Consider the following 17,614-nt stretch of genomic DNA (forward strand, 5'->3'; position numbering starts at 1 on the left):
GGTTATTCTTTAATGATTGTTATTTCTCCGTTGGGCCCCAGTTGAAGAACACCGGGAGCCCGGCTGTTTAAACGCTCATCCTGGCTGTATAAAGCCGTGTAGCCGGCCGAAGATTGAATGGTTTCATCAATTTCATCCGTATGGTTTGCCATTTGGCCATTACTGCCGGCTGTAATAATTAATAATGGTTGTCGGAGGCGGGTGCATAACGCCGAGAAAAAGGGATCCTGATAATAACGAATGGCCAGTTGTTTTTCTTGTATTAACAGGTCGGGTACTCTACGGGCTTTATTCAGGATGATGGTTAATGGTTTCTCGCTCATCTCCATTAAATCGAAGGCTAAATCGGGTATCTCTTCAAAATAATAGGTGAGTCGGTTAACGTTATCCGTTAAAAGAACGATGTTTGAGCCGGGTGTTTTTTTGCTTAGAAAAAAGAGGTCTTTGGCAGCTTCTTCGCTCTGTGGCGTTGTGGCCAGACACCATCCGGTGTCCAGCGGCAGTAAAACTTTGCCGCCTTCTTTAAGCGCGGTTACTGCTGACTTTAAATCCGGTGCTTCGTATCTTTTTTCCATTCTGTCATAATAAAGAATGCAGGCAAAAATAGTGCTTCCACCTTTTGCCTGCAAGTATTTATTCTACCTTATATTCAGAAAATTATACAGCGACGTCGAAATCGCGCAGCGCATTGTTCAACGATGTTTTTTTGTTGGTTGATTCTTTGCGTTGTCCGATGATTAAGGCGGCGGGTACCTGATACGATCCGGCCGGGAATTCTTTGGTATAGCTACCCGGAATAACAACCGAACGTGGTGGTACATAACCTTTGTAGATAACCGGTTCGTTACCCGTAACATCGATGATTTTTGTGGAGCCGGTGAGGACTACGCCTGCGCCCAGCACGGCTTCGGAGCCTACGTGACAGCCTTCGACCACAATACAACGTGAGCCGATAAAGGCATGGTCTTCAATAATTACCGGTGCTGCCTGTATGGGTTCCAGAACGCCGCCAACCCCTACGCCGCCACTCAGATGAACGCCTTTACCTACCTGTGCGCAACTGCCCACGGTGGCCCAGGTGTCGACCATGGTGCCCGAATCAACATACGCGCCGATATTAATATAAGAGGGCATCATAACCACCCCGCGTGCGATATAGGCGCCATAGCGTGCTACAGCATGTGGTACCACCCGGACACCCAGTTCTTTATAGTTGTGTTTCAGCGCCATTTTATCATGGAATTCGAAGGGGCCTACTTCTATGGTTTCCATTTGTTGCAGAGGAAAATACAAAATGACGGCTTTTTTAATCCATTCGTTCACTTTCCATTCGTTGCCATCGGGCTCGGCAACACGAATAATACCTTTGTCGAGTTGCTCAATGACTGTACGGATGGCTTCCTGTGTCTCTTTCTTTTCCAGGAGAGCATGGTCATCCCATGCCTGTTCTATAATATCTCTCATTTTTATATATTAGGTTAATTTGATGACTTTTGTTTCGATTTGTAAAAATAGTGGATTCGTGATGCAATGGCTAAAATTATTGGTCCTCATATTGTTAACAAATCATAAAATGGACCGGTTTAGGTTGAGTTGGTTCATTATTTGACATTACTAATTTAGTTGTTCAAAGTGTTTAACAAGCGATGGTGACTAACTTATGAATCAAATCAAAATTCTTTTTGCGTTATTAATGATACAATATCCTTTGTTGGTTCACAGTCAGCAGGATTCGCTTGTTAAGGTAACCGGCGTAATCCGGGCCGAGTCCTCTAAGGCCATCATCCCGCATGCCACCATTGCCAGCTACAGTCGCGTTGTGATGTTTATTGCCAACGACGAAGGCCGGTTCAGCATTACCGTACCACAAAACGATAGTTTAAAATTTACAGCTTTGGGCTTTGAGCCGGTTACGGTACGTGTGATTGATTTGAAGGTAGACTCAACGAAAAATATAGCGGTTTTTTTAAGACAACATTCGTATGCCATTAAGGAGGTGACTGTTAAAGGTTACAATGGCATTTTTGACCCGTTAATTTTTCAGAAGCATCTGCCCGAAGAGGAGTTGATTCAGTTAAATCTTCCTGGCAACTTTGGTTCACGAATGAGTAAATTACCTCCCAATGAGCGCCCTTTAGTGGGAAAGCCTACTGTATTATCAGCCGTTGCCAGTCCTGTAAGTGCTGCTTACAGTTTATTTAGTAAAAGAGAAAAATCATTACGTCATCTCACTAAGGCCAGAACGCAGGAAATTCAATGGGATCACCGGGAAGCTGTTGCCGGGCGTGACGTGATAGCTGCCGTTTCAGGTTATAAAGATGAGATGTTGGAAGCATTTCTTATTTATTGTAATATCCATCTTAAAATATCGCCCGCCGATACCGGAACTTCCGCTACACGTAAAATTGAAGCTCTGCTTGAAGAGTATGAGAAACTGAAGAAGGAATAGGCGGAAATGCACAGCTCTGTATTGTCAATCATTTTTTTTAAGTCCTGATCTCGTTTGAGCGAAGTCCTGATCTCGTTTCGGCGAAGTCTTGATCTCGTTTCGGCGAAGTCTTGATCTCGCTTCAGCGAAGTCTTGATCTCGTTGCGGCGAAGTCTTGATCTCGTTACAGCGAAGTCTTGATCTCGTTTCAGCGAAGTCTTGATCTCGCTACGGCGAAGTCCTGATCTCGCTACGGCGAAGTCCTGATCTCGCTTCAACGAAGTCTTGATCTCGCTTCAACGAAGTCCTGATGTCACGCCAACGAAGTCCTGATGACGTTGAAACAGGATGCCCGTCTCGTTTTATTTGTGTTTGTAGATTGTTTCAGTTAAAATCGTTTATTGGTCAACTGATGGGTCAAATTCTTCCAATTGAAGAATTCTGTGGGAGCCCAGTTCTTTATGGAGGCTCCAAATGGCATCGTTTCTGTTGCCTTTAATCAGGGCTACATGCCGAAGGGTGTCGGGATAGCTTAATCCTTTTGTATTTAGGTTCTTAACATTATGAAAAGTGAAGGCAGGTCCTTCCAGGGGATAAACAGCTACATTTTTGAGCACAATATTTTTTGACTCGGCAAATTCGGCACCCAACTTTGCGGATATGCGAATGTTCTCAAGGTGTATATTTCTGATATTCATTTCGGGCAGACCGTTAAAAAGCATGGCTCTGCGTGTGTTTGCAGAGGTGATGTTTTTGAAGTGAAGATTTCGGAATTCAGGTGTTTGGTCTGAGACTGGTGGAATATCCTTTTCCAATATGGCACTGGCATTTCCGTCGGCCAATACTTCGGTTGCTGATTTGCCGTCGTAATAAAGGTTGAATAGGAATGAGTCGGTTGTAATATCATTCATGGTAATATTTTCCACGAAAATATTTTCCACAACCCCGCCGCGGCCACGTCGGCTTTTGAAACGAATTCCCGCATCAGTGCCCAGAAATTGGCAGTTACGGACCAAAATATTACGCACGCCGCCTGACATTTCGCTGCCGACAACAAATCCGCCATGGCCCTTAAACACGATGCAATTATCGATGATGACATTTTCAGTCGGCCGGGCTCTTTTTCGTCCGTCCTCATTTTTGCCGGATTTAATACAGATTCCGTCGTCACCCACATCGAAACTACTGTTAACAACGATGGTGTTTTTGCACGATTCCAAATCAAGACCATCGCCATTTTGGGCATAGGAGGGATTACGAACTTTGATGTTGTCAATAATGATGTTTTCGCACATTAGCGGATGTAGATTCCAGCTGGGTGAGTTGGAGAAGGTAACCCCGTGAAGAAATATGTTTTTGCACTCAATAAAGCTGATCATTACCGGACGGAGGAAGTCTTTTACCGACAGCCATTCTTCTTCGCTTTGTAAGTGCCGTGGTACATTCATATCGCTGACGGTGTCGCCTCTCAGCGCTTTTGCTGTGGGGAACCAATAGTCGCTGCGTTTGAACACGCCGCCGCGCGCAATAAAACTATTCCATTGGCTTTCAGTTACATTTTGTTTTTTAACAGGCCGCCACGCATCGCCTGATCCATCAATAGTGCCATAGCCGGTAATGGCTATATTTTCCAAATTCCGTCCTGAAATAGGTGACTGGCAGCGTCGGGTATCGAGCCCTTCGAATATTGTTTCAACCAAAGGATACTCATTAAAATTACGACTGAACAGAATTAAAGCCCCTTTATCCAGATACAGATTGACGTTGCTTCTGAATGTGATTGGTCCTGTGAGCCATATCCCGGAAGCGACAAATAGCGTACCGCCACCTTTATCGGCCAAAGTTGTCATTGCTTTTTCAAAGGCTTTGGTATTTGTATGACGGCCGTCACCGATTCCTCCCACTTCCGTTATCGAGACCACGAAATCAGGAAATTGGGGCGGGGAGAGAATCGGCATGTTAAAGGGCAGACCTTTATAATAATCTTTGTAGGCATACTGATTGTCGGAGGTGGAGGATGCGCATCCCGACACTATAAAGGGTAAAAGAAGATATAAATATATTTTTAGTATTTTCATGTGTTTACAATGCGTTTGTTAAGGTCAGATGGAACTCGCCGAATTTAATGATCCTCTTGTGTGTGAAATAATTACTCATGACTCGTTTCATCATATTTGTGGTCTCACCAGGTCTGAAATATTGTTATAATGCTCCAATTATTATCTGAGTATAGATGACTGTATTTATTTGTTGTCTGCCTGATTTTTCGGGTCGATAGTATGACGCACAGCAGAATCAAAAAACGTTTTAATGTAAAATTTTAACTGTAAATACATTATTGTCCAGTTTAACCACGCAGGTGTATAGACCACGCGGCAACTGATGTAAGTGTTTCAGCACAATTTGATTGTTTGTGATGCTACAAGTTTTGTCAAATACCAGACTGCCGGCTAAATCGTATATCTGCACTGTTGCTTTACTTTGGGTAATAGCAGGGCCGATAGCGATGTAGACGAAATCGCTAAAAGGGTTCGGAAACAGCGAAATGTTGCTTTTGTCAGTAACCGGGTTTATGATTGAAGTGGCCGTTCCGGCATGCAGATCATGAATTTCATCGGAAGACAGAGCGGAGCTGTATATGCGCACATCATCCATATTTCCCGGGAATGGGGTGTTATAATAGCCATCACAATTTCCCAGTATCAGGTCGGTGGTCACGCCAACGCCGCCGGTTGTGATATCTGATCTTGAACCAACCGGCATTCCGTCAATATAAACCAGCAGTTTGTTATCATCTTTGTTTCTGACACAGGCCAGATGGTGCCATTCATCGTTAAACCATTGATTGGCATTGGCAATATCCAGATTTGATTTGTTCGCATTGTCATCGATGGCAAAGGTCAGGATATTTGATTTGTACTGTATTCCTATCCATTTGCCGTTACCACCATTTACGGCGTCGTGCATCCCTTTATGAAAGAGATATGAGTCGGCTATATTGCCGGGCGATTTAAACCATAAAGTAATGGTGAACGATTGATCGTTGAGCCAGATGTTTTCATTGTGCGGAAAGCGCAGATATGAGGCTGTTGGTGTGCCGGGGAAATAGATGGCATTTGCAATTTTGCCGCTCGCCCATTGCGGGGTAAAACCAACTGATTCGGCCATGTTGTTTGTTATAAGGTCAACGGCCCCGGTTCCTGATGTTTCATCAAACGGGAGGTGTAACAGCAACTCCCTTTCAACCATTTCGGCGGTTGTAAAGTGCCAGATATCACTCAACGATTCTCCCAGTACATTGGTGGCTTTAACCTGCCAGTAGTAGGTTGTGCCCGGGTCAAGCGATTCAACCAACAAAGACCGGCCTGCGATATTCTCTGCGAGCAAAGAGAGGTCATCCTGTGATAATCCCATGTAAACATTAAAATATAACGCGCCTCCCAAAACGTTTGTATTATTGGTCCATTCTAAGGTCAGATTGCGGTAATTTACCTTCGGCTCACTATCGGCGGGTATGGGGTTAACACTTGTGAAAGGGGCTGTTGCCTCGCCTTGTGTTGCAATACTGTATACGTCTGAATAAGCCGATGTTTTGGTACTGCCGACTGATTTTAATCTGAAATAATAGGTGGTGCCGCTTTGCAGGTTTTCAGTTTTGTACGAATCTGATGTTTGGTCAATGCGGGCTACTTCAGTAAATGCGGTATTGTCGTCACTTATTTCTATGATAATTTCATGCGTTTCAGTCTCTTCGTCATCCCATTTAAGTGTAATTGAGGAGGTTGTTAAGGCTTTGGCTGTGATAGCCACGGGGTATTTAAGAAATGGGGTAGCTGTTGAGATGCTGTTGATGTATCGTTCAATGTTGGTATAGCCATCTTCACCGGCTATCATGGCATCGTCAACCGCACTGTTTGTGCCAAGTATAACTTCCCATTCGTCAGGGATGCCATCGTTATCTGAATCTGTTAATACCGGGCCCCGGTATATTTTTCCCGGGCCATTGGTTGGCAGCTCATTTTCGGAACTGATTGTAGCACCCAGGGTTCCCAATGATGTTAACTGGTTAATGAGATAGGTGTCTACTTCGTCACGGGCAGGCAGTATTTTGCCGACGCTGTCAACAATCCAACTGTATGCTTCGTTGGCCGTCATAAGTATCGGGATATCGGGGTGCTTTTGGGGTATTTTATTGACATCCGATTCAGGAATTTCGTCCCAGTAGTCCGGGCTTTCAACCCAAAATGCAGGTCCGTAGTCCGGTTGTATTGACAATACGCCATCCAGCAACCCGTTTTTGTTTGAATCGTGATAATTTCCGCGGGCGTAAAGCTGAAAATTTTCATTGGCTCTGGAATAAGGGGTGCTGCTAGCGCTGGGGCCATTTATAAAGTAGTTGTTAACGATGGTAGCCCATGAAGTTCCTTCTGAATCGCCTAAAATGTAGCAACCGCCTCCGCCCCAGTTGTAAACGACATTGTTAACAAACTGGTTCAGTCCTTTTACTTTCGGATTTCGGGTGTGATTGTCAATATACAGGTTGCGAATCAGAGAAACGCCGCCATTGGTTTGAACCAATCCTCCGGCCGAATGGCTTAATAAACCTTGCCCAATAATTGAATTTTGAATGGTAATATTGGTTGGTTCGGTGCCTTTATTATCCCAGCTGACAGAGAATGTTTCATCGCGTCCCCATGTTACTGAAACATGATCAAATATCATATTTGAACCATTGGCAATGCCGGCTGCATCTTTTCCGCTGTCGCCACCTATGCCCATTCGGAATGCCATATTTCGGACAATGATATTGTTGGCGCCAGAGAATGAAACGCCATTACCGTAAACAACAATGCCTTCACCAGGTGCTGTTTGCCCCGCAATGGTCAGGTTTTTTGAGAAAATGAGTCTGCTTTCAATATTAATGATTCCGGCGACTTCAAAGACTACAATTCTGTTGGGTTGGCTAACGGCTTCCCGCAGCGAGCCGGGGCCATTATCATTCAAATTGGTGACCTTATATACAGTTCCGTTTCGCCCACCTGTGGCGTACCGACCGAAGCCAACGGCGCCGGGAAAGGCCAGTTGTTGTCCAAAAGATGAAGCTACCGTAAGCAATAGCAGGAATAATAAAAGAATCTTTCTCATAATGATGACATTAGAAATGAAACGAACATTTTACTGCAAGATAATTATAATTTGTTGCGGGAATATGAAGCAACATGTTCGTGTTTGGCTTAAATCTGATAGTCAGGATTTGACTGTTTGTTTAATATAATATGACGGGTTGTTTTAAGCTTAAGCCAAATTCTGACTATCAGTTAATTATAATAACAGCAGGTTTTTAAGTCTTTTAAATTTTATGACCGTTCTTAACTGAAGGTCTGGTTAGTGTCTGACTTTTACCTTATTCTACAATTATCTTTTTAACAATAACCTCTTCGCCGGTCGAAATTTTAATTAGATACAGTCCGGACTCTCTGTTGTTTAAAGATACTGGTATGTTGTTATTGTAAACCGGCTGGCTGAATACCAATTGTCCGATGGGATTATATACCTCCACAGAAACAACCTTTTGAGTTCCCGTTAGTATTGTAAATTCACACCATCTACAATTCTGATTGAACAAGATTGGTGAATTATTGTTACATATTTATGCATATTTATGCAATTAATGAACGAATAATTAGTACCACTCGCTCCTTTTTTGTAAGGATTTGAGGGCTTTTCAATATAAAATGAAAGAAAAACGAAACTTTTTATTGTAAAACCATTTGCATTTATGACAAAATTCATACATTTGCAAAGAACAATTATAAACAACGATTTAAAAACGGTTCGCAAAGCTATTACAGCTCTATAAAATTGTAGTTATTATGAAACTTTTTGTGTCTCTACTTCTCAATGTCATTATTATTCTCGTGGTCAACCAATAGAGAAGTGAGATAGGTATGTAAAAAGTTTATAAAAAAATATTTAAAACCCCTCTCACTTCAACGGTGAGAGGGGTTTTTGCTTAATAGAATCGTTGATCTTTGAACAAAAACGTTTAAACGTATTAAAACATCCCTGTAAGGGGAATAAAATATACCAGGTTATGAAAATTCCATTGAGGAGTAATACTACTACACAGGGCCGCCGAATGGCCGGAGCCCGCAGTTTATGGCGTGCCAATGGTATGAAGGATGAACAAATGGGCCGGCCATTAATTGCCGTGGTCAATTCATTTACTCAATTTGTTCCCGGGCATGCGCATTTACACCAAATTGGTCAGGATGTTAAAAGAATGATTGAGCAGCAAGGCTGTTTTGCGGCGGAGTTTAATACCATTGCCATTGATGATGGCATCGCCATGGGGCACGACGGCATGCTGTACTCATTGCCTTCGCGCGATCTGATAGCCGACAGTGTTGAGTACATGGTTAATGCACACCGCGCCGATGCCATGATCTGTATTAGCAACTGCGATAAGATAACACCGGGTATGTTGATGGCCGCCATGCGGCTCAATATCCCGGTGGTTTTTGTTTCTGGTGGGCCCATGGAAGCCGGCCGGCATGGTGACAAGGCGCTCGACCTGGTGGACTCGATGGTCATGGCTGCCGATGATAATGTGTCTGATGAGGATGTCCTGGCGGTTGAACAAAATGCTTGTCCTACCTGCGGTTCGTGCTCAGGAATGTTCACGGCTAACTCAATGAATTGCCTGAACGAAGCTTTGGGACTGGCACTTCCGGGAAACGGAACCATTGTGGCAACTCATGTTAATCGGCGTAAGTTGTTTGAAGATGCTGCCAATATGATTGTTAAAATGGCTTATCGCTATTATCAGGATGGCGACACTTCGGTACTTCCTCGTAATATTGCTACCAAAAATGCTTTCATGAACGCCATGACACTTGATATTGCCATGGGCGGGTCAACCAATACGGTGTTACATTTGTTAGCTATAGCCCACGAAGCTGAAGTCGATTTTACCATGAAAGATATTGACCAGCTGTCACGAAAAATACCGGTGTTGTGTAAAGTGGCTCCAAGCAGTCAGTATCATGTTGAGGATGTTAATCGTGCCGGCGGTATTTTGGGCATCTTAGCCGAGTTAGACAGGGGTGGTTTGGTTGACACTTCGGTTGGGCGTGTTGATTTTCCATCATTGGGCGAAGCCATTTCGGCTTATGATGTTATGAATGAAAATATTGATTCTAAAAATAAGGAGATTTATCAGAGCGCGCCGGGTGGTTTTGTGAATCTTAAACTGGCCTCCCAAAAGGCAATGTACGGCAGCCTTGATCTTGACCGTAATGAGGGCTGTATCCGTTCTGTTGAGCAGGCTTATTTTAAAGATGGTGGATTGGCCGTGTTATATGGAAATATAGCAAAAGACGGTTGTATCGTTAAAACGGCAGGTGTGGATGCATCTATTTTCCATTTTGAAGGCAAGGCGGCGGTTTATGAATCGCAGGACGCTGCCTGTGATGGAATCCTTTCAGGTGAAGTACAGGCCGGCGATGTGGTGTTTATAAAATATGAAGGACCCAAAGGCGGACCCGGTATGCAGGAGATGCTTTACCCAACCTCTTATATTAAATCGCGTCATTTGGGTGAGAAGTGTGCTTTGGTTACCGACGGGCGTTTTTCAGGTGGCACATCGGGCCTTTCGATTGGTCATGTGTCGCCCGAAGCAGCTGCAGGTGGCGCTATCGCTCTGGTAAAAACGGGCGATAAAGTGGTTATTGATATTCCTGAACGAACGATTAATGTTATCGTTAGTGATGACGAACTGGCCAAACGACGACGTGCCGAAGAGGCGAAAGGCGTTGCAGCATTTAAACCTCAACAACGGGAGCGGATGGTTTCCAAAGCGTTAAGGGCCTACGCCAGCATGGTTACATCGGCCGATAAAGGTGCCGTTCGGATCCTGCCCGGTGAGCAGAAATGATTTAGAGAGTAATCCCAGTAAAGCAGAAATGCCATGGAAACACAATTTCAAACAGTTATGAAAGAAACGAGCACGCAGACCATTCGTACAACAGGTTCAGATGCCGTTGTTCAATCTCTTCTGAAAGAAGGGGTGAAGACTATTTTTGGGTATCCCGGTGGCGCTATTATGCCGGTTTATGATGCCCTCTATGACTATAAGAATAAACTTCACCATGTGTTGGTCCGTCATGAACAAGGAGCTGTTCACGCCGCACAGGGCTTTGCCCGTGTCACCGGGGAAGTTGGTGTAGCCATTGTCACGTCAGGCCCCGGGGCCACCAATGCCGTTACAGGTATTGCTGATGCGATGATTGACTCAACACCTTTGGTGGTTATCAGCGGTCAGGTGGTTTCAACGTTGTTGGGAACTGACGCTTTTCAGGAAACGGATGTGGTTGGCGTTACCCAGCCTATTACCAAGTGGAATTATCAGGTTAAAAAAGCGGAAGATATTCCTTATGCTATAGCCAGGGCTTTTTATATTGCCCGTACAGGACGTCCGGGTCCGGTATTGCTCGACATTACCAAAGATGCGCAATTTGCCACCTTTGATTTTGCTTATGAGCCGGTTAAATTTATCAGAAGCTACGTGCCGGTGCCGGAGGTGAACATTAAACATATTGAAGCCGCAGCTCAACTGATTAATTTGTCGAAGAAGCCTTTGGCCCTGGTTGGTCAAGGGGTTATTTTAGGAAATGCAGAACTCGAGCTTAAGGCGTTTCTCGAAAAAACCGGAATTCCTTTTGCATGGACTTTGTTAGGCCTGTCGGCTTTGCCCACATCACATCCGTTAAATGTTGGAATGTTGGGAATGCATGGTAATTATGGCCCTAACATTAAAACCAACGAAGCAGATCTGATCATTGCAATAGGTATGCGTTTTGATGATCGTGTGACCGGTGATCTTAAGGCGTACGCTACAAATGCTAAAATTATTCACCTGGAAATTGATGCGTCGGAAATAAATAAAAATGTGCATGCCGATGTGCCGGTTCTGGGTAGTGTGAAGGATTCGTTACCCATGTTGACACAAAAAGTGAATGCGGCTAAACACGACGAATGGCTGGCTGAGTTCAGGGCTTGCGACCGCATTGAAAATGATCGTATTATTGCCAGAGAATTACATCCCGAAAAGCCCGGATTAACAATGGGTGAAGTTGTTAACAGAGTGTCGGACGCCTTTGATGACGATGCCATTATGGTAACCGATGTGGGACAGCATCAAATGGTTGGATGTCGTTATTTCAAGTTTAAACAGAGCAGGAGTGTTGTTACATCCGGTGGATTGGGAACCATGGGATTTGGTCTGCCCGCTGCCATGGGTGCTAAGCTTGGAGCCCCCGACCGTCCGGTTTGTTTGTTTGTAGGCGATGGTGGTTTTCAGATGACCATTCAGGAATTGGGAACAATCTTCCAGACCGAAATCCCGGTTAAAATTGTGTTGCTTAACAATAATTTCCTCGGGATGGTACGTCAGTGGCAAGAGTTATTTTTCGACAAGCGGTATGCTTCTACCGAATTGATAAATCCGGATTTTCAAACGATTGCCAAAGGATATTATATTGAGGCTCAAAAAGTAACCGAAAGAGAACAACTTGATGAGGCCATTCAAAAAATGATTGACCACGATGGCCCTTATTTGTTGGAAGTTGTAGTGGAGAAAGAAGGCAACGTTTTTCCAATGGTACCCTCGGGTGCTTCGGTATCTGATATTCGACTTGAGTAGAAATGCACATTGGAATAATCGTTTTAAACAGTTAAAACTATGAAAATGAAGGAAGAATTCACACTTACCGTATTTTCGGAAAACCGTGTGGGGCTGCTCAGTCAGATTACCAACGTTTTTACGCGACGCCATCTTAATATAGAAAGCCTTACAACCTCCGAATCGGCTATTGCCGGTATTCATAAGTTTACCATTGAAACTTATAGCACCCGCGATGAAATTGAAAAGGTTGCCGGCCAGATTGAGAAGAAAATCGATGTCATTAAAGTTTATTTTTATACTATCGATGAGATTATTCATCAGGAGGTTGCGCTTTATAAGGTAAATGCCGAATCGTTGCTCAATGGCAACGAAATAGAACAACTGGTTCGGAAATATGGCGCACGCATACTTGAAGTGACAAAGGAATATGCCGTGATTGAAAAAACAGGGCACAAGGGTGAAACACAGGAATTATTTGAGAAACTGGATAAGTTTGGCGTTTCTCAATTTACACGTTCAGGCCGTATTGCAATTACCAAAGCTAAAACGGAATTTCTGGATTCATACCTACGCAAAATTAGTGAGGAACAATCAGAATTGAATTAATAGATTAGCTTATCATATTTAATTAATCATAGTTATGGCAAAAATTAATTTCGGTGGTACCGAAGAAAATGTAGTTACCAGGGAAGAGTTTCCTTTGGAAAAAGCACGCGAGGTGCTGAAAGATGAAGTGATTGCTGTTATTGGTTACGGCGTGCAAGGCCCTGGCCAGTCGCTGAACCTGAAAGACAATGGCTTTAACGTTATTGTTGGCCAGCGTAAAGATTCAAAATCATGGGACAAGGCCGTTGCCGACGGCTGGGTGCCGGGAAAAACACTCTTCCCCATTGAAGAGGCGCTCGACAAAGGAACTATTATTCAATATTTATTGTCTGATGCTGGTCAGATCTCTGTATGGCCTACCGTTCAGAAATATCTGAAGCCCGGCAAAGCACTGTATTTCTCTCATGGCTTTGGTATTACCTATAAGGAGCGTACTGGTATTGTTCCTCCCGCCGATGTGGATGTGATCCTGATTGCCCCCAAAGGTTCAGGAACCAGCCTTCGTCGTATGTTCTTGCAAGGTCGCGGGTTAAATTCAAGCTATGCTATTTTTCAGGATGCCACGGGTAAAGCCAAAGAACGCGTTATTGCTTTAGGTATTGGTGTTGGTAGTGGTTATTTGTTTGAAACAACATTTAAAAGAGAAGTTTACAGCGATCTTACCGGTGAACGTGGTACTCTTATGGGCGCTATTCAGGGTATTTTTGCTGCACAATACGAGGTGTTACGTAAGAACGGACATACCCCTTCCGAAGCTTTTAATGAAACCATTGAAGAGTTGACCCAAAGTTTGATGCCTTTAGTGGCTGAAAACGGTATGGATTGGATGTATGCCAACTGTTCAACCACCGCTCAGCGTGGTGCTTTGGACTGGTGGAAGAAATTCCGTGATGCTTCTCTTCCTGTATTTACGGAGCTGTATAGCGAAGTGGCCAAGGGAAATGAAGCTCAGCGTTCCATTGATTCCAATAGTCAGTCTGATTATCGTGTGAAACTGGATGCTGAACTCAAAGAATTACGTGATTCGGAAATGTGGCAGGCCGGTGTTGCCGTGCGTAAGCTGCGTCCCGAAAATCAATAATTTTTTAGAGATCCTGAGGGCATACACCTTTGGGATCTCTTACACCTTTTGATTTTTTGCATCACTTTTTCTTACCAATTTTATCCGGGTATCCGGACTAAAAGAGACAAATATGAGCAACAACAAAGTCTATATTTTTGACACCACCTTACGCGATGGCGAGCAGGTACCCGGATGTCAGCTGAATACCATTGAAAAAATTGAAGTGGCTCGTCAGTTGGAAAAACTGGGTGTGGACGTCATTGAAGCCGGATTTCCGGTCTCCAGTCCGGGTGATTTTAACTCGGTCGTCGAAATATCAAAAGCCGTATCCAATCCTACTATTTGTGCTTTAACCCGTGCCGTTAAAAAGGATATTGAAGTGGCCGCTGATGCCCTTAAGTTTGCTAAACGTGGCCGCATTCATACCGGTATAGGAACGTCGCCATATCATATTTTCAGTAAACTCAACTCAAACCCTGAGGCCATTATCGAAAGGGCTGTTGAAGCGGTGAAATATGCTAAAAAATTTGTTGAGGATGTTGAATTTTATGCCGAAGATGCCGGCCGGTCTGATAATGAATATCTGGCCAGAGTTATCGAAGCGGTTATAAAAGCAGGGGCTACTGTTGTCAACATTCCCGATACAACCGGTTATTGTTTGCCGGCCGAGTATGGTGAAAAAATTGCTTATCTGGTTAATAATGTACCCAATATCGATAAAGCCATTATTTCAACTCATTGTCATAACGATTTAGGTATGGCTACCGCCAATACTATTTCAGGAATCATCAATGGCGCCCGCCAGGTTGAGGTGACTATGAATGGCATTGGCGAACGCGCCGGAAATACCTCGCTCGAAGAAGTGGTTATGACGCTTAAATGTCATCACGATCTGGCATTGGAAACGGGTATCGATTCCAAACAAATCATGAAGACTTCCGGTTTGGTGTCTACACTGATGCGTATGCCTATCCAGCCAAACAAGGCTATTGTTGGTCGTAATGCTTTTGCTCATTCTTCGGGCATTCATCAGGATGGCGTACTGAAGAGTCGTGAGAATTACGAAATAATTGATCCTGTTGATGTTGGGGTTAAAGAATCATCCATCGTTCTTACTGCCCGCAGCGGACGTGCTGCTCTTAAGCATCGTTTGAGCGTTTTGGGCTATGAATTGGAACCTTCGCAACTGGACAGCACATATAATAAGTTTCTCGATTTGGCCGACCGGAAGAAAGATATCACCGATGAGGATCTGGAAATTTTGATTGGTCATGAACATAAAACGGATAAGCAGTCGCTCAAGTTGGTTTCATTGCAGGTTATGTGTGGTTTGTCTATTATTCCCACTGCAACTGTTCAGGTCAGTTTTAATGGCGATGTGTTTACCGAAACGGCTTCGGGTAACGGACCTATCGATGCCGCTTTTACGGCTGTTAAAGCTTTGACAAAACGGCGTGTGCGATTGGAAGAGTTTCTTATTCAGGCTATTACCCGCGGTAGCGACGACCTTGGTAAGGTACATGTACAAGTGGAGCATCAGGGCCATATTTATTATGGTTTTGCGGCTCATACCGATATTGTCACCGCTTCGGTGGAAGCCTTTTTGGATGCATTGAGCAAAATATTGTAATGAAAAGCCATTCAAAGACAGGCCCGGGACGATTGTCATTATAGGAGAATTGGTGGAGTCTGTTTTAATCCTGGCGTTAAAAGATAGTATAGAAATAATCATTAAAATTAGAATACATTGGCTGGAAAAACACTTTTCGACAAAATCTGGGAAAAACACGTTGTGGACAACGTGGCAGGAGGTCCCAGTGTATTGTATATTGATCGTCATTTGGTTCATGAAGTAACCAGCCCGCAGGCTTTTGGTGGGTTGAAGGCGAGAGGGATTAAGGTGCGACGCCCTGATAAAACCGTAGCGACGCCCGACCATAATATTCCTACCATGGAGCAACACCTCCCTATCCATGATGAATTAAGCCGTTTTCAGGTTAACAAGTTGAAAGAAAATTGCGAAGCCTATGGCGTACAGATGTATGGGCTGAATCATCCGTATAATGGTATTGTGCATGTTATCGGACCGGAACTGGGCATTACCCAACCCGGTATGACCATTGTTTGCGGAGACAGTCACACCTCTACGCATGGTGCTTTTGGCAGTATCGCTTTTGGTATTGGTACCAGCGAGGTTGAAATGGTCCTGGCAACACAATGTCTGATGCAGACCCGCCCTAAAACCATGCGTATCAGTGTTGAAGGTCAACTGAAAAAAGGGGTGTTAGCTAAAGATATTGTTCTTTATATTATCTCACAGATTTCAACGGGTGGTGCCACTGGTTATTTTGTCGAATTTGCCGGCTCTGCTATTCGTAGCCTGTCGATGGAAGGACGTATGACCATTTGTAATATGAGTATTGAGATGGGAGCCAGGGGTGGCATGATTGCGCCTGACGACACTACCATTGAATATGTAAAAGGACGTGAGTTTGCTCCCAAAGGAACAGAATGGGATAAGAAAGTGGCCGAATGGAAACAGTTGCCATCTGATGCCGATGCTGTTTTCGACAAGGAGTTAACTTTCAAAGCGGAAGATATTGAACCCATGATTACCTATGGAACCAATCCCGGTATGGGCATTGGCGTTTCTCATCATATTCCGGAAGTGAAGGATATTGAAGCTGCGACTCAGACAACTTTCAAAAAATCGTTGGCTTATATGGGCTTCGACGCCGGTGATGCCATGATTGGGAAGAAAGTGGATTATGTTTTTGTGGGGAGTTGTACCAATGGTCGTATTGAGGATTTGCGCTTGTTTGCCCAATTTGTTAAAGGCAAAAAGAAAGCGGATAATATTACGGCATGGATTGTTCCGGGTAGTAAGCAAGTTGAAAAACAAGCTGAAGAAGAAGGTTTGCGGGAAGTTCTCGAAGAAGCCGGTTTTTATTTGCGTCAGCCCGGCTGTTCGGCTTGTTTGGCCATGAACGACGACAAAATTCCGGAAGGTAAGTACGCTGTTTCTACGTCTAACCGAAATTTTGAGGGCCGACAGGGCCCCGGCGCTCGTACAATGCTGGCCAGTCCTCTTACGGCTGCTGCAACGGCTATTAAAGGCGTAATCACCGACCCCCGGTCGATGCTTTAGCGGCAGATGGTTTTAATTACTTGAATGATTCATTTTTCAAAAAGAATAAGAAATATGCCAATAGATAAATTTGTTACACTCGAATCGAGTTGCGTTCCATTGCCGATCGAGAATGTTGACACCGACCAGATCATCCCGGCCCGTTTTCTGAAAGCTACCACCCGTGAAGGGTTTGGCGATAACTTGTTTTGCGACTGGCGGTACGATAAGAATGGAAAGCCAAAACCGGATTTTATTCTGAATCAGTCAACTTATTCGGGAGCCATACTGGTAGGTGGTAAAAATTTTGGTAGCGGCTCCAGTCGCGAACATGCCGCCTGGGCTATCTACGGATATGGATTCAGAGTGGTAGTATCCAGCTTTTTTGCCGATATCTTCAAGAATAATGCCCTTAACAACGGTTTGTTGCCCGTTCAGGTTTCCGATCAGTTTTTGGCTAAATTATTTGAAGCCATCGAAGCCAATCCGGCTGTTAAAGTTAAAGTGGATTTGGAAGCTCAGACAATTAGCATTCCGTCTTTAAATCTTTCCGAAGACTTTGATATCACGCCTTATAAAAAGGAATGCTTGATTAACGGATACGACGATATTGATTATCTGTTAAGCATTAAAAATAAAATTGAAGCCTGGGAAGTTAATGCCTGAGCTTCATAATGGTTCGTAATCCCGGAGCATACAGACTTC

The 17,614-nt window shown here is 44.0% G+C and carries 13 protein-coding genes; 8 read left to right on the top strand and 5 right to left on the bottom strand.

Annotation, left to right across the window (positions count from 1 at the left end; genetic code table 11):
- Window positions 1-2: 2 nt before the first annotated feature.
- A complete protein-coding gene (locus ACT3CD_RS00995) occupies window positions 3-575 on the bottom strand; it encodes an L-threonylcarbamoyladenylate synthase (protein WP_444642076.1) in 573 nt (190 codons plus the stop codon).
- Between the two features lie 82 nt (window positions 576-657).
- The gene (locus ACT3CD_RS01000) at window positions 658-1,464 is read right to left on the bottom strand and encodes a 2,3,4,5-tetrahydropyridine-2,6-dicarboxylate N-succinyltransferase (protein WP_444642077.1); all 807 of its coding nucleotides are present in this window, start codon (window positions 1,462-1,464) and stop codon (window positions 658-660) included.
- A 196-nt stretch (window positions 1,465-1,660) separates the two neighbouring features.
- Here ACT3CD_RS01000 and ACT3CD_RS01005 point away from each other — a divergent pair, with 196 nt between their 5' ends.
- Window positions 1,661-2,449, top strand: a complete 789-nt coding sequence (locus tag ACT3CD_RS01005; protein WP_444642078.1) for a carboxypeptidase-like regulatory domain-containing protein — start codon at window positions 1,661-1,663, stop codon at window positions 2,447-2,449.
- Between the two features lie 377 nt (window positions 2,450-2,826).
- Here ACT3CD_RS01005 and ACT3CD_RS01010 read toward each other — a convergent pair whose 3' ends face one another.
- From ACT3CD_RS01010 to ACT3CD_RS01020, 3 genes are all read right to left on the bottom strand, one after another.
- Entirely contained in the window at window positions 2,827-4,506 is a 1,680-nt protein-coding gene (locus tag ACT3CD_RS01010; RefSeq protein WP_444642079.1) for a glycoside hydrolase family 28 protein, read from the bottom strand.
- Between the two features lie 229 nt (window positions 4,507-4,735).
- Window positions 4,736-7,573: a LamG-like jellyroll fold domain-containing protein gene (locus tag ACT3CD_RS01015; RefSeq protein ID WP_444642080.1), complete on the bottom strand. Its 2,838-nt coding sequence runs from the start codon at window positions 7,571-7,573 to the stop codon at window positions 4,736-4,738.
- 259 nt (window positions 7,574-7,832) lie between these two features.
- A complete protein-coding gene (locus ACT3CD_RS01020) occupies window positions 7,833-8,054 on the bottom strand; it encodes a T9SS type A sorting domain-containing protein (protein ID WP_444642081.1) in 222 nt (73 codons plus the stop codon).
- A 468-nt stretch (window positions 8,055-8,522) separates the two neighbouring features.
- Between ACT3CD_RS01020 and ilvD the strand changes: the two genes are divergently transcribed.
- From ilvD to leuD, 7 genes are all read left to right on the top strand, one after another.
- Window positions 8,523-10,364: a dihydroxy-acid dehydratase gene (gene ilvD / locus ACT3CD_RS01025; protein ID WP_444642082.1), complete on the top strand. Its 1,842-nt coding sequence runs from the start codon at window positions 8,523-8,525 to the stop codon at window positions 10,362-10,364.
- A 33-nt stretch (window positions 10,365-10,397) separates the two neighbouring features.
- Window positions 10,398-12,131, top strand: a complete 1,734-nt coding sequence (ilvB, locus tag ACT3CD_RS01030) for a biosynthetic-type acetolactate synthase large subunit (RefSeq protein ID WP_444642083.1) — start codon at window positions 10,398-10,400, stop codon at window positions 12,129-12,131.
- A 39-nt stretch (window positions 12,132-12,170) separates the two neighbouring features.
- Window positions 12,171-12,719, top strand: a complete 549-nt coding sequence (gene ilvN / locus ACT3CD_RS01035; RefSeq protein WP_444642084.1) for an acetolactate synthase small subunit — start codon at window positions 12,171-12,173, stop codon at window positions 12,717-12,719.
- 34 nt (window positions 12,720-12,753) lie between these two features.
- Window positions 12,754-13,800: a ketol-acid reductoisomerase gene (ilvC, locus tag ACT3CD_RS01040; RefSeq protein WP_444642085.1), complete on the top strand. Its 1,047-nt coding sequence runs from the start codon at window positions 12,754-12,756 to the stop codon at window positions 13,798-13,800.
- 112 nt (window positions 13,801-13,912) lie between these two features.
- Window positions 13,913-15,412, top strand: coding sequence for a 2-isopropylmalate synthase (locus ACT3CD_RS01045; protein ID WP_444642087.1), 1,500 nt, complete (start codon window positions 13,913-13,915; stop codon window positions 15,410-15,412).
- Between the two features lie 117 nt (window positions 15,413-15,529).
- A complete protein-coding gene (gene leuC, locus ACT3CD_RS01050; protein WP_444642089.1) occupies window positions 15,530-16,930 on the top strand; it encodes a 3-isopropylmalate dehydratase large subunit in 1,401 nt (466 codons plus the stop codon).
- A gap of 54 nt (window positions 16,931-16,984) precedes the next feature.
- A complete protein-coding gene (leuD, locus tag ACT3CD_RS01055; RefSeq protein ID WP_444642091.1) occupies window positions 16,985-17,575 on the top strand; it encodes a 3-isopropylmalate dehydratase small subunit in 591 nt (196 codons plus the stop codon).
- Window positions 17,576-17,614 lie beyond the last annotated feature (39 nt).

The organism is Geofilum sp. OHC36d9 (genome assembly GCF_052400685.1).
GTDB lineage: Bacteria > Bacteroidota > Bacteroidia > Bacteroidales > Marinilabiliaceae > CAZHHH01.

Coding starts and splice junctions, on each gene's coding strand:
- ACT3CD_RS00995 (WP_444642076.1), bottom strand. CDS start 575: ATGGAAAAAAGATACGAAGCACCGGATTTAAAGTCAGCAGTAACCGCG.
- ACT3CD_RS01000 (WP_444642077.1), bottom strand. CDS start 1,464: ATGAGAGATATTATAGAACAGGCATGGGATGACCATGCTCTCCTGGAA.
- ACT3CD_RS01005 (WP_444642078.1), top strand. CDS start 1,661: ATGAATCAAATCAAAATTCTTTTTGCGTTATTAATGATACAATATCCT.
- ACT3CD_RS01010 (WP_444642079.1), bottom strand. CDS start 4,506: ATGAAAATACTAAAAATATATTTATATCTTCTTTTACCCTTTATAGTG.
- ACT3CD_RS01015 (WP_444642080.1), bottom strand. CDS start 7,573: ATGAGAAAGATTCTTTTATTATTCCTGCTATTGCTTACGGTAGCTTCA.
- ilvD (WP_444642082.1), top strand. CDS start 8,523: ATGAAAATTCCATTGAGGAGTAATACTACTACACAGGGCCGCCGAATG.
- ilvB (WP_444642083.1), top strand. CDS start 10,398: ATGGAAACACAATTTCAAACAGTTATGAAAGAAACGAGCACGCAGACC.
- ilvN (WP_444642084.1), top strand. CDS start 12,171: ATGAAAATGAAGGAAGAATTCACACTTACCGTATTTTCGGAAAACCGT.
- ilvC (WP_444642085.1), top strand. CDS start 12,754: ATGGCAAAAATTAATTTCGGTGGTACCGAAGAAAATGTAGTTACCAGG.
- ACT3CD_RS01045 (WP_444642087.1), top strand. CDS start 13,913: ATGAGCAACAACAAAGTCTATATTTTTGACACCACCTTACGCGATGGC.
- leuD (WP_444642091.1), top strand. CDS start 16,985: ATGCCAATAGATAAATTTGTTACACTCGAATCGAGTTGCGTTCCATTG.